The sequence below is a fragment of the Mycobacterium ulcerans subsp. shinshuense genome, from assembly GCF_002355775.1.
Classification (GTDB): Bacteria; Actinomycetota; Actinomycetes; order Mycobacteriales; family Mycobacteriaceae; genus Mycobacterium; species Mycobacterium marinum.
Map to the genome: position 1 here is coordinate 5,610,618 of NZ_AP017624.1, position 12,292 is coordinate 5,622,909.

Consider the following 12,292-nt stretch of genomic DNA (forward strand, 5'->3'; position numbering starts at 1 on the left):
CACCCGAGTCCCGGCGATCTAGCTCCCGGCGGTGGCCGGGGCACTCTCCACCGGCGCCGGCTCGGTGTCGCTCTGGGCGGCTCGCTGGATGGCTCCGCGGTCAGGTCGTGAGCGCACCCGCAGCGGCCACCAGAACCACCGACCCAACAGCGCAGCAATGGCCGGGGTCATGAACGCCCGCACCACCAAGGTGTCGAACAGCAGCCCCAGACCGATGGTGGTGCCCACCTGTCCGATCATCCGCACGTCACTGACCACCATGGATGCCATGGTGAACGCGAACACCAGCCCGGCGTTGGTCACGACTTTGCCGGTGCCGCCCATGGATCGGATGATGCCGGTATTGATGCCGGCGGGGATTTCCTGTTTGAACCGGGAGACCAGCAACAGGTTGTAGTCCGACCCCACGGCCAGCAGCACGATGACCGACATCGCGATCACCAGCCAGTGCAACGGCATGCCGATGATGTGTTGCCACAGCAATACCGACAATCCGAACGAGGCGCCAAGTGAAATCGCGACCGTACCCACGATCACGCCGGCAGCCACCAGCGCGCGGGTGAGGATCAGCATGATGACGAAAATGAGTCAGAGCGAAGCGATTCCGGCAATCAGAAGATCCCATTTCGCGCCCTCGGAGACGTCCTTGAAGATGGCGCCCACCCCGGCCAGGTAGATGGTGGCGTTCTCCAACGGAGTCCCCTTGAGTGACTCCTCGGCCGCGGTGCGGATCTTGTCGATACTGGCGATGCCGCTGGCCGAGGCGGGGTCGCTGCGGTGCAAGATGATGAAGCGAGCCGCGTGCCCGTCCGGCGACAGGAAGCTTCCCATCGCACGTTTGAAGTCCGCGTTCTCGAACACTTCTGGCGGCAGATAGAACGAGTCGTCGTTCTTGGCGGTATCGAACGCCTTGCCCATCGCGTTGGCGTTCTCGCTGAGCTCGGTCATCTGGTCGACCATGCCCGACATGGTGCTGTGCATGGTCAGCATCATGGTCCGGATGTGCTCCATGGATTCGATCATCGGCGGGAACGTCTCGGTCATCTGCGGCATCAGCCGGTCCACGTTCTCGAGGTCACCGACCATCACGTCGAGTTTCTCGTCGATCTGATCCAGACCGTCCAGTGCGTCGAAGAGAGACCGGAATGTCCAGCAGTTCGGGATGTCGTAGCAGTGCTTCTCTCAGTAGAGGTAACTGCGGATCGGACGCCAGAAGTCGTCGAAATCCGCGAGTTTGTCCCGCAGTTCGTTGGTGATCTGCTGCATCTCGATGGTGTCGCCGACCATCCGGTGGGTGTTGTCGGCCAGCTGCGACGACAGTTCGTACATGCGCCTGGTCAGCGCGATCGTCTTGGCCATCTCGTCGGCCTGGGTCAGTAGGTCATTCATCCGCGCGCGCTGGTAGTGCAACGACTGCACCTGACCGGCGTTTTGCATGCTGAGCCGAAACGGGATGGTGGTGTGGTCCATGGTTGTTCCGGAAGGCCTGGTGATGGCCTGCACGCGGGAGATGCCCGGAACCCGGAATATGCCCTTGGCCAGCTTGTCCAGCACCAGAAAGTCGGTGGGGTTGCGCATGTCGTGATCCGACTCGATCATCAGGATCTCCGGGTTGATCCGCGCCTGGGAGAAGTGGCGGTCCGCGACCGCGAGGCCCTGATTGGCGGGGATGAAGCTGGGCAGGTAGGCCCGGTCGTGTAGCTGGGCCGGTAGCCGGGCAGGGTGATCAGACCGACCAGCGCGACGGCGCACGTGACGGCGAGAATGGGCAGCGGCCAGCGTACGATGGCCGTGCCGACCCGCCGCCAGCCGCGTACCTGCAGCACCCGTTTGGGGTCGAACGCGCCGAACCGGCCGCCGACGACAAGGACGGCCGGCGCCAACGTCAAGGCGACGAGCAGGGCCACCAGCATCCCCACCGAACAGGGGATGCCCAACGTCTGGAAATAGGGCATCCGGGTGAAGCTCAGGCAAAACGTTGCCGCGGAGATGGTCAGACCGGAGCCCAGGATGACATGGGCGGTGCCGCGGTACATGGTGTAGAAGGCCGATTCGCGGTCTTCACCGGCCTGCCGGGCCTCCTGGTAGCGACCGACGATGAATATCCCATAGTCGGTTCCGGCGGCGATCGCCAGTGACGTGAGCAGGCTGACCGCAAAGGTGGAAAGCCCGATCAATCCGCTGTGGCCGAGCAGCGCGACGGCCCCGCGCACCGCGGTCAGTTCCAGGCCCACCGTGACGAGCAGCAAGAACACCGTGACGGGGGATCGATAGACAAACAGCAGCATGATCAGGATCACCGCGACCGTGGTCAGGGTGATCTTGGCCATGGATCGGTCGCCGCTCTTGTGTAGATCCGCGGCCATGGCCGGCCCACCGGTGACGTAGGCCTTCACCCCGGGTGGGGCCGGGGTGGCGTCAACGATCTTGCGGACCGCCTCGACGGATTCGTTGGCCAGCAGCTCACCTTGCTTGCCGGCCAGGCTCACCTGGACAGTGGCCGCCATGCCGTCGTTGCTCTGGGCGCCCGCCGCCGTCAGCGGATCCCCCCAGAAGTCCTGGATGCTCAGCACATGCTTCTTGTCGGCGCGCAGCTTGCGGATCAGCCCGTCGTAGAACTTGTGGGCATCGTCGCCGAGGGGCTTGTCGCCCTCCAGGATGATCATGGCCACGCTGTCGGTTTCGCCTTCGTTGAAGACGTGGCCGATGCGGTTGAGGGCCACGACCGACGGCGCGTCGGTGGGGCTCAGCGACACCGAACGCTCTTGTCCGACCACTTCCAGTGATGGGACGAACACGCTGAGCAGGACCACCACCGCCAACCAGAACAGGATGATCGGCACCGCGAGGGTGCGGATCATCCTGGCGACAAATGGCCGTTCGGCCGCAGTGGTGCCGGTCTGGCCGGGCACTGACTGTGTGGTACTCACGCGGTCTTCACCCTATCGAAAGTGGGCACTCCGCCCGCACGCTACCGAAACACAACTCGAGGACAACTCATTGCGCTGCGCTCACTGGCGCTTCATGGCGGGGTGGATGCGGGCCATGATCGAGCCCATCCAATCCGGTGGCGTTACCCGGATCAGTTCGGCCGAGATGCGGTTGGCAAGACCGGGGACGACGACGGCCTTGCCGGCTGCCAAACCGTCGATGCCGGCCTGCGCCACCTGATCGACGGACTTCCACATGATCTTGGGCAAGCTCTCGGTTTCCTGCTGGGTGAACCCGGCGACGTCGCCGAAGCTGGTGTCCACCGGTCCCGGGCTCAGCGCCGTCACCGAAACACCGCTGCCGTGCAGTTCGCCGCGCAGGCTGTGGGTGTAGGACAACACGAACGCCTTGGCCGCACCGTAGGCCGCCTGCCCGGGCAGGGGGGCGAATCCGGCCACCGACGCCACGTTGAGCACCGCTCCTCGCCCGCGTTCGACCATGGCCGGCAGAAACCGGCTGCACAGGTCGACCACCGCGGCCACACCGACCTCGACCAGGTTGAGTTCCTGTTCGGGAACCGATTTCGCCACCGGACCCAGCGTCGACAGCCCCGCGTTGTTGATCAGGATGTCGGGCACCAGGCCCAGCGCCGCCACCCGGTCGACCAGGCCGGCGCGGTCGCTGCGCACAGACAGATCGGCGGGCAGCGGGTGGGTATCCGAACCCAACCGTCCCGCGAGGGCTTCGAGGCGGTCGGCACTGCGGGCCACCAACACCACCTGGTAGCCACGCTGGGAAAGGATCCGGGCGAATTCCTCGCCGATGCCCGACGAGGCGCCGGTGACGATGGCGGCGCGGTCTTTTCCTGGTGGTGGGAGAGCCATAGGGTGACCGTACCGGCCCACTGGGCCGGATAGGCAAAGCCGCGGCAACTGGGCCGACTCGGGGCATTTGCCGGCCGGGGTTCCCGGTGGTGGCCCGGTGATCAGTCGCCGGCCGCAGCGGCCTCGGCGTGCCCCGCGAGGCGGTCCAGCGAAGCGCGCAGCTGCACGGTGGTGGTGGCCCGCGCCCGGGGGAACCGCGCCGGGTCGGACAGCTCCGTCCAGTCGTATGTGTGGGTGACCAGGGTGCGGGTACCGCTGATCGGGGTGAGCTCCCAGCGCCAAAGATGACCGGGCGGCGTTTTTCCAAGTTCTGATGGGCGCCAGGCGATCAACCGGGCCTCGGTGAACTCGACGATGTGGTTCTCGCGCACGCTGCCCAGGGTCAGCGTCATGCGGAAGACATCGCCGACCCGGTGTACCCGTTGTCCCGCGGCACAGTGGGCAAGATTGTCGTTGCCGTCCCAGCCGGGCTGGCGAGACGGGTCGGCGATCAGCTCGAATATTTGCGCCGCGCCGGCCGCAATTTCGCGGGTGGCACTCACCACACGTTCGGAGCGGTCGGGCAGCGGGGCGTCGGTATCAACCACCTACCCATCCAAACACTGCGCCGGCTCGGCGCGGGTACCGCGGCTGGCAATCGGTGAGGTGACTTTGGGCCGATCCTGGTGGGGACCTTTGGCCATCGACGCGCCGTTGTTTCGCTGAAATACTGATTGTTACCAGGACAACCTGGTGCTCTGTCCGAAGTGCAGTAAGCCCATTTTTGGGCGAGGCCCGCAAGGGCCTGCTTGACCCACCGTCAGAAGACGGGGATCTGCCTTCGGGCAGACCTCTTATGTGCGAGCGCCCAGATATACGTCACTGCGACGAGCCGCGGCGTTTCCTGTACATCAGGTATGTGTCGCGACGGGCACCACCCGCGCCGAGCCGCACCCGCGGATGGTTCAGTCCACCACCGACAGCAGGTGCAGCAATATCCGGGCCGAGCTGACCGAAACCTCGTCGACGAACCGATTGAAATCCAGCCCGGAACCGGCGCCGGCGAGGTCGGAGAGCGCGCGGATGACCAGCCAGGAAATGGCAAAGGACTCGCATACTTGAGCCAGCGCACCGCCTTCCATCTCGATGGCCATGCCGGCAAAGTCGTTGTAGAGCTGGCCCCGGGTGCGCGCGGAATGCAGATACTGGTCGCCGGTGAGGATGGTTCCGTAGTTGATCCGCGGTGGGCGGGCTCCGCCCCCGGCGGCGGCCGACAGCGCTGGCAGGGTGAAGTCCTCGAGGCGGTGTTTGACCCGATCCAGCAGTTCCGGGTCCACCCGATAGCCCAACTGTTCGGTGGGTTTGATGAACGGGACGTGGCCGGGCTGGTAGGGCTGCAGTCCGTCATCGGTGAGCAACCCACAATCATGCTGCACCACGCGATCGGCGATAACGATGTCGCCGATGGACAACGCCGGGTCCAGTCCTCCGGCGACCCCGGTGAAAATCACGGTGTGACAATCGAATCGGTCCGCTAGCAGGGTGGCGACCAGGCCGGCGTTTACTTTGCCCATTCCGGCCGCGGTCAGCACCACCCGCCGATCCCCCAGTTGACCGGCATAGAAACAAATTCGGGCGATCTCCTGTTGATCGGTGGCGACCAGATTGGTGCGCAGATAGGCCAATTCCTGCGGGACCGCGCAGATAACACCTATCGTCACCGTGAACCGTTGCCCTGCAAGTCAATCTCCCATCGCCGGCCAACTCCACCGGTGGCCCAAAAACCTGACCGCGATTGTCAGCGACAGGCCAAAGCGGGCTCGGCCGGTCTATCAGGGCAGCGCGGCTACAAAGGTTTCGTTTGTCAGGCCGGCGGCGAGCTCGTCGACGTCGAACGGCCGGTCCAGGCGGGCCCGAAACTTCGCCACATCGACGAGCAGACTTATCTCGTAGGTCTGGCGAGCGAAGAACCGTCCGACAACGGGGTACAGCCGGCGCATCGTGGCCCGGCCCGCGGCGTTGCAGCTTGCCGCGCAGTAGCCGACGTGGCCCAATTCGTCGGTGAGTATCTCGCTGTAGAGGCGCTCGATCCGGGCCGCCACCGCCGGTTCGTCGGCGAACAGTTCGACTCCGGCGCGTCGCAGCTCGTCGAACATGATGCAACCCGCCATCTCGCCCGCGCCCACGATTGGGAATGCGAGTCGATCCGGCAGGAACACGCTCATCTTGACGAACTGGCGCACCAGCAACGGTGGCGCAATCACCTGGAACGGCAGACCAAACATGTCCAGCACGTACGCCAGCAGCCGAGTGTGATAGTGCTCCTCGAGTTCGACGTAGACCCGCTCCGGCGGCAGGTCGGCACCGCTGTTGACTCCGTAGGTTTCGCCCAGGTTCACCCCAAACCGCTCAGCCTGGTTCAGCTTGGCGGTGGCCAGCAAGAACAACATCGCCCGGTCGAGTCCCGGCTCGGGTCGACGCCGCCGCAGGTTGCGCAGGAACACCTGCCGATCGACGCGGCGCGCCGAGCGAATGGGCTCGGCTACTAGCGCTGCAAAGAACTCTTCCCGGGTGGCAAGCCGGCGATGCAACAGGTCCGCCTCGCCGTCGCGTCGGGCCAGATATTCGCGGTAGCCCTCGATACCTGAACTGCTCATCGTGCCTCCATTCCGTGAACAACGGTCGTTACGAAGCGGTTCAGTAACGCGGTCCGCGCGTCCGGCGTCGTCGCGCCGGTGGCCAGCAACGCGAACAAACCGGTCAGGAAGATCACCCCCAGCTCACCCGCGTCGGCATCCGGTGGGACCCGATCCGCCCGCTGCGCCTGCGCGATCGTCTCAATGACGAATTCGGCCAACGGGTGTTCGCCCAGCTGGTCCTCGACCGGCCGGGTTGGGGCAAAGTGCAATCCGAGCATGTCCCGGAACACAAGCGGGCCCAGCCGTCGCTCGACGGCAACCACCTGGCGCGCCAGCGAACTCAATACCGATACCAGGTCGGTGGAATCGGCGGTTGGATCGCGCAGCTTTGCCACAATGGCGAGTTCCTCGGCGCGCTCCAACTCCACCAAGACGTGCTCCTTGGTGGGGAAGTGGAAGTAGAACGTCCCCCGTGCCACCCCGGCCGCCGCGGCGATCGCCGCCACATCCGCGCCGGCTAATCCGCGCCGACCTATCTCGGCGACCGTGGCATCGAATACCCGCGCCCGGGTGCGCAGCCGCTGAGCCTCGCGCACCTTTTGCTGTGGCGAGTGCGGCGCGGTAGTCGACGCGGTCGAGCCCACACCGATACCGTACGAGCATTAACTGACACCTGTCAATGACGGATGTCAGCGAACTGTGGTGCGGGAGCCTCGCCGGAACTTCAGCAGGTAGCCGGGCAGCCGGCGGGCCGGGACCGGCCTCGGCCAGTCGTCGGCGCGAAAGTACGCGTCGGAACCGCCATCCACGAACACCACACTGCCGCAGAGGAAATCCGCAGAGTCGCTGAGCATGAAACATATCCAGTCGGCCATGTGGGTGACCTCGCCGAATCCACCGACCGGGATCGGGAACGACCGGACGGCCTTGGCCTGAGTCGGGTCCGACAGCTGTTCGGCCAGCAGCGGCGTCATGATCGCGCCGGGCGCCAGAGCGTTGAGCCGCACCCCCGATCCGGCCCACTCCGGCAGCACCGCCTGACGCCGAACCCAATGGCTCACCGCGATTTTCGACGCCGCATACATCAGCGAAGGCGCGGCTCTACCGAACAACCGCACCGCGCGCACCGCCTTGTCGGCATCATGGTCGAGCAGCGCCCGCACGCTGCGCCGCGGCACCATCGGAACAGTCGTCGTCGAATTACTTGCGATCACAACCGCTTTGGCCCGTTCGGCGGCAGCTAGAGCGGGCCGCCACGCCTGCAATAGCTCCACCACACCCAGGTAATTGACCTGGGCGATGCGATGCAGCCGGCCCGGGCCCGGACTCGGCCCCAATCCCGCGGCCAGTACCGCGCCATCGAGCCTGCCGTCACAGGCCGCAATGACGTCGCTTGCGGCCCGTAACCGGCCCTGCTGTGTCGACAGATCGGCGACGACGTCGGCGTCATCGAGGTCGACGCCGATCACCCGATGGCCCGCTTCCCGAAGCCGACTCGCGGTCGCATTTCCCATCCCAGACGCCGATCCCGTGATCGCATAGGTCCCCATACCGACCTCCGTTCGTTGCTGAGCGCAGTATGCCTGCTCGCCGGCCCGCAGCGCTGTTAGGTTGCGAGGATGTCCGACGAATGGCCTGGCACCGATTTCGACCGGCTCGAGTCGGTCTACGGGCCGCTGACCGCATCGATCCGTCGCCTCATCGACGTCAGCATCCGCACCCAGGCGGATCCGGCGACGGTCACCGCTTCCATGGCCAAAATCGACAGTGCTGCCGAGGAATTGAGTGACGCGCTGCACCCGGGAGGGTTCGGCGTCCAGCTGACTCCGGAGGGTGAGACCGTCGCGTGGGGCAATGTTGTGGTGGGTGTGCGCAACCCGGTCGCACCACCGTTGTCGATCCATCACGAACCCGACGGACTGGTGTGGTCGGAGTTCACCTTGGGCGCGGCTTACGAGGGGCCGCCAGGCCATTTGCACGGCGGCGTGTGCTCGATGATCCTCGATCATGTGCTGGGCGCGACGGCCCATCTGCCGCGCCGCCCCGCCTATACCGGGACGCTGACCTTGCGCTACCGGCGCGGCACCGTGCTCGGACGGCCGCTACGCGCCCAGGGCCGCGTTGAACGTATCGAAGGGGTCAAGACGTTCTCGGTCGGCCACATCGCCGACGAAAGCGGCATAACGGTGGAAGCCGAGGGGATATTCATCCAGTCCAAGCAGATCCGGGCCTGAGCGTCGCCGCGCCGAGCCGGTCCGTCATGTCACCATGGCGGCGCGCTCCAGGTCCAGCAGCTGCTCACCATGCAGTTCCTCGTCATAGGCCTTGCGCCCACCGCGCAGACCGAACAGCCGCTTGGAGATCAGCAGGTAGAGGACGGCGGCCACATTGATGCTGAAGGTGACCACCCGGGTCATGGTGATCCCCCTGGCCAGGTCGTGGATCTCCAGCGGCAGGAAGACCGAGGTTGCCGCCACCGCGAAGTACTCGCCCCAGCGTTTGAGCAGCCACAGGCCCACCCCCTCGACCACCTGCAGGACGGCGTAGGCGGCGAGCATGAAGGTGATCAACGCGAGCGTCGATGGCTTTGCGGCCAGCGCCTTTTCCAGTTCCTGAACGACGAACACCTGATCGACCTTGAACCCGGCGGCGCGAAAAATCGGCAAATCCCGATCAAGGGTTGTCTGAATGGCTCCCCGCGCGCCGCGAAACTCCCATACCGCCCACGCCGCAAGCCCGAGCACCATCGCCCGAAACAGGCGTTCGACCGCCAACGTGCGAATGATGATGGCCTGACGCAGCGCCTTGCCACGCATGATCAACGGCGCGTCTTCCGGATGCCCGCGGCCACGCGGCGCACCGAGCGTGAAGTCACCACAGCGCAGACAGCGCCACACTTCACCCAACTCGGTGTCGGCGCTGAGCCGGTCCGCCAGTGCCCGGTCATCGGGTGCGTAGGTGGCATGACCGGTCACCGAGCAGACCAGCAGCTCCCAGCGATTCACACCATGATCTTCACGCTTGGTCACGAGCCGATCATTCAACGCGTTGCGCGAACCGTGCAAGCGGGCGCGCAGTGGCATTCCCTAGCCACCGACCAGCTTCGAAGTACGCCATGACCGAACGCAAAGATGGACAAGACATTTCCGAGACGGCCTGCGCTACCCGCTCGGCATCGCGTCTCGTCTTTGTCTCCACAGATCTCGTTTGCCCGCAACGTCATTGCCATGCCGTTGGTACAGCGCACGATATGGAAGTGGGTCGCGCGCGGAGGTAGCTGCGGGCGGCGAGATCGACAGCCGCACCGGCCACCGGGTGTAGGCTCGTGACGACTATGGATGAGCCCCTGCGGTACGAGAAGCTCGACGGCGGTGTCGCTATCGTCACCAACACGGATGCGCCACGGAAGCGGATGGGCCTGGCCTACGTTGAGCGGCTCAGCGAGGTGGTAGACGACATTGCCGCCGACGACGAGATCCGGGCCTTCGTCATCACCGCGGACGGTCTGGAGAACTTCTCCGTCGGGATGAACCTCAAGGAACTGCCAACCGGCATCCAGGCGGCGGGCAGCGTCGACGCGTTCTTCGATCGACGCCTCGATCTCATCCAGCGCATCGAGAACATGGGCAAGCCTTCCGTCGCCACGCTGTTCGGCCACTGCCTGGGAGCCGGCCTCGAACTCCCACTGGGCTGCACCTTCCGCCTCGCCGCCGAGGAAGGGGCGTCGATCGGGCTGCCGGAGTTGCACCTGGGTTCGACTCCTGCCTGGGGAGGCTCGGCTCGGTTGGCCAAGACCGTGGGGCGCCAGCATGCCCTCGGCATGGTCTTGCGGGCCAAGACCGTGACCGGGCCGCAGGCACATGCCATCGGTCTCGTCGATGAGGTGTGGCCACTCGACGAGCTGAAGGACCGAGCAACGCAGCTCGCCCTGGAGTTAGCGGGGCAACCCGCTCTTGCCGTGCGGGCCATGCTGGGAGCCTTTCATGACTGCGAGCACCGGACTTTGGACGATCTACTCGCCGCGGAGCGACGGGCCATCCACGCAACCTTGAGTTCCGATGATGCCCGCGAGGGGATGATGGCTTTTCTCGAGAAGCGCCCGCCGGTGTTCAACCGACCCAAACGGCCTCGGTGAGTCCGAAGCCGTTGCGCTGCTCACGCGGGCCAGCACCGTCGCCGTGAGCTCGGGCGGTCAGCCGGGCGCCTGCCAGGTGATCAGCACCCGCCCATAGAGCAAGCGCCGCACTCGGGCCCCGGGCAGCAGTTCCCGAACCAATTCGCGCAACTGTGAAAACGTCACCGGCGGTGGCCATTTGATGGCGGCGTTGTGGTCCCATTTCCGTCTGACTCGATTGGCGACGCCAGTAGCCAGCCACGCGGTGAGGTGCCACAGGACGTTTCGCGGTGACGGTCTGACAAAGGTCACCACCCCCAGCGTTCCGCCGGGCAACACCAGCTCCGCAAGCCGGATCAATGCCCCACGGGTGTCCTCGATGTGGTGCAACGACGCGCTGGCGAGCACCGCGTCGAAGCCGCGATGCGGTAGCTCGCCGGTCATGACGTCGCCGTGCACCCACCGGATGGAGGTGTCGGCGAATCGGTGTTCTGCGCGTCGCAGCACGTCCGCGTCGACGTCCAAAGCGGTGACATCGAGTACCCGGTCAACCAGCCGGGCCGACAGGAAGCCGTCCCCGCACCCGACGTCGAGAGCGGTTTGGGTACCCGGCGCGACGGTGGCAGCCAACAACGCGTCGTAATGAATGTTGATGTTCCACGGTTGTCCCGCCGGCACCTGTCGAAGATAGCCTCAGCCGCCCTATTGTTGGCCATTGGGGCGGCCCGGGCCGCGTTGCCAGTTCGCGCGGGTTCGGGGAGTAGGTCGGCGGGGCCGAAGAAGATGGGGTAGCTGTGAGCCGGAACGTTCTGACCGTCATCGGGGTCGGCGGCATGGGGCAGGCGATCGCCCGGCGGCTCGGCTCGGGCAAGACGGTGCTGTTGGCCGACAATAACGCCGACACGTTGGCATCGGTAGCCGAATCCCTTGCCGCGGAGGGACATGACGTCAGAAGCCGCGGCGTGGATGTCTGCGCCGCGGAGTCGGTTCACGATCTCGCCCAGTACGCCGCCACCCTCGGTGCCGTCACACAATTGGCGCACACCGCGGGGTTGTCTCCGGCGCAAGCGTCAGCGCAGGCAATCCTGGCCGTCGACCTAGTCGGCGTTGCGCTGGTGCTGCAGGAGTTCGGCGCGGTGATCGCCCCAGGGGGCGCGGGTGTGATCATTGCCAGCATGGCGGGCCATCTGTTGCCGCCGTCCAGCGCCGAACAAGAACACGAGCTCGCCCACCGCCCGCCCGGACAGTTGCTCGAACTGGACTTCGTCGGCAGCATCGTGGAGCCGGCCTTCGCCTATCCGTTCGCTAAGCAGGCCAATAGCATTCGGGTCCATGCGGCAAGCCGACAATGGGGGCAGCGGGAGGCACGAGTCAACTCGATCAGCCCCGGCATCATCTCGACACCCATGGGACAGCAGGAACTCGCCTCCCCGGTCGGCGATGGGATGCGGGCGATGATCGCCATGTCCGGGACCGGTCGAATCGGAACCCCCGACGACATCGCCGCAGCGGCGGCCTTCCTGCTGGGCCCCGAGGCAACATTCATCACCGGGGCGGATCTCCTGGTCGACGGCGGTGTCGTCGCCGCCATCAGGGCGAACGGCTAGCCGCACGAGCCAGACCGGGCAACCGGTCAGACCGTCATCTGGATGCTAGACCGTGGATGGCGCATCGAAGTTGTGCAGGTTCTGGTTTGTCCCCTCACTCACGGTCACGTAGCCGTTGCCGTCCGGGTGAAAGGCTAT

The 12,292-nt window shown here is 65.6% G+C and carries 11 protein-coding genes and 1 pseudogene; 3 read left to right on the top strand and 9 right to left on the bottom strand.

Annotated elements, in window-relative coordinates; genetic code table 11:
- Positions 1-18: 18 nt before the first annotated feature.
- From SHTP_RS24910 to SHTP_RS24940, 7 genes and pseudogenes are all read right to left on the bottom strand, one after another.
- Positions 19-2,861: pseudogene (locus tag SHTP_RS24910) on the bottom strand (MMPL/RND family transporter).
- Positions 2,862-3,011: 150 nt separating this feature from the next.
- Complete coding sequence (locus tag SHTP_RS24915; RefSeq protein WP_096372095.1) at positions 3,012-3,815, bottom strand: SDR family NAD(P)-dependent oxidoreductase; 804 nt, start codon at positions 3,813-3,815, stop codon at positions 3,012-3,014.
- A 101-nt stretch (positions 3,816-3,916) separates the two neighbouring features.
- Positions 3,917-4,402, bottom strand: a complete 486-nt coding sequence (locus SHTP_RS24920; protein WP_096372096.1) for an SRPBCC family protein — start codon at positions 4,400-4,402, stop codon at positions 3,917-3,919.
- 357 nt (positions 4,403-4,759) lie between these two features.
- On the bottom strand, positions 4,760-5,515 hold the full coding sequence (locus SHTP_RS24925) for a 5'-methylthioadenosine/adenosylhomocysteine nucleosidase (RefSeq protein ID WP_096372097.1): 756 nt from the start codon (positions 5,513-5,515) through the stop codon (positions 4,760-4,762).
- Positions 5,516-5,626: 111 nt separating this feature from the next.
- Positions 5,627-6,451, bottom strand: a complete 825-nt coding sequence (locus SHTP_RS24930; protein ID WP_012392246.1) for a hypothetical protein — start codon at positions 6,449-6,451, stop codon at positions 5,627-5,629.
- Positions 6,448-7,077: a TetR/AcrR family transcriptional regulator gene (locus SHTP_RS24935; RefSeq protein WP_096372098.1), complete on the bottom strand. Its 630-nt coding sequence runs from the start codon at positions 7,075-7,077 to the stop codon at positions 6,448-6,450. The genes SHTP_RS24930 and SHTP_RS24935 overlap by 4 nt, the downstream gene beginning before the upstream one ends.
- Before the next feature lie 45 nt (positions 7,078-7,122).
- Positions 7,123-7,983 (bottom strand): SDR family oxidoreductase, encoded by an 861-nt coding sequence (locus SHTP_RS24940; RefSeq protein ID WP_096372099.1) that lies wholly within the window; start codon positions 7,981-7,983, stop codon positions 7,123-7,125.
- Between the two features lie 69 nt (positions 7,984-8,052).
- On the opposite strand from SHTP_RS24940, the gene SHTP_RS24945 reads away from it, so the two are divergent.
- Positions 8,053-8,667: a PaaI family thioesterase gene (locus tag SHTP_RS24945; protein WP_096372100.1), complete on the top strand. Its 615-nt coding sequence runs from the start codon at positions 8,053-8,055 to the stop codon at positions 8,665-8,667.
- 24 nt (positions 8,668-8,691) lie between these two features.
- Here SHTP_RS24945 and SHTP_RS24950 read toward each other — a convergent pair whose 3' ends face one another.
- The gene (locus SHTP_RS24950) at positions 8,692-9,516 is read right to left on the bottom strand and encodes a DUF2127 domain-containing protein (protein ID WP_231991675.1); all 825 of its coding nucleotides are present in this window, start codon (positions 9,514-9,516) and stop codon (positions 8,692-8,694) included.
- A 251-nt stretch (positions 9,517-9,767) separates the two neighbouring features.
- Here SHTP_RS24950 and SHTP_RS24955 point away from each other — a divergent pair, with 251 nt between their 5' ends.
- On the top strand, positions 9,768-10,568 hold the full coding sequence (locus SHTP_RS24955; protein WP_096372657.1) for an enoyl-CoA hydratase/isomerase family protein: 801 nt from the start codon (positions 9,768-9,770) through the stop codon (positions 10,566-10,568).
- Positions 10,569-10,625: 57 nt separating this feature from the next.
- On the opposite strand, the gene SHTP_RS24960 is transcribed toward SHTP_RS24955, so the two are convergent.
- A complete protein-coding gene (locus SHTP_RS24960) occupies positions 10,626-11,225 on the bottom strand; it encodes a class I SAM-dependent methyltransferase (protein WP_096372101.1) in 600 nt (199 codons plus the stop codon).
- 116 nt (positions 11,226-11,341) lie between these two features.
- Between SHTP_RS24960 and SHTP_RS24965 the strand changes: the two genes are divergently transcribed.
- Complete coding sequence (locus SHTP_RS24965; protein WP_096372102.1) at positions 11,342-12,154, top strand: SDR family oxidoreductase; 813 nt, start codon at positions 11,342-11,344, stop codon at positions 12,152-12,154.
- The last annotated feature ends 138 nt before the right edge of the window (positions 12,155-12,292 follow it).

What these genes read in the sequence shown, in the direction of transcription:
- SHTP_RS24915 (WP_096372095.1), bottom strand. Translation starts at nt 3,815, where the DNA reads ATGGCTCTCCCACCACCAGGAAAAGACCGCGCCGCCATCGTCACCGGC.
- SHTP_RS24930 (WP_012392246.1), bottom strand. Translation starts at nt 6,451, where the DNA reads ATGAGCAGTTCAGGTATCGAGGGCTACCGCGAATATCTGGCCCGACGC.
- SHTP_RS24940 (WP_096372099.1), bottom strand. Translation starts at nt 7,983, where the DNA reads ATGGGGACCTATGCGATCACGGGATCGGCGTCTGGGATGGGAAATGCG.
- SHTP_RS24945 (WP_096372100.1), top strand. Translation starts at nt 8,053, where the DNA reads ATGTCCGACGAATGGCCTGGCACCGATTTCGACCGGCTCGAGTCGGTC.
- SHTP_RS24950 (WP_231991675.1), bottom strand. Translation starts at nt 9,516, where the DNA reads ATGCCACTGCGCGCCCGCTTGCACGGTTCGCGCAACGCGTTGAATGAT.
- SHTP_RS24955 (WP_096372657.1), top strand. Translation starts at nt 9,768, where the DNA reads ATGGATGAGCCCCTGCGGTACGAGAAGCTCGACGGCGGTGTCGCTATC.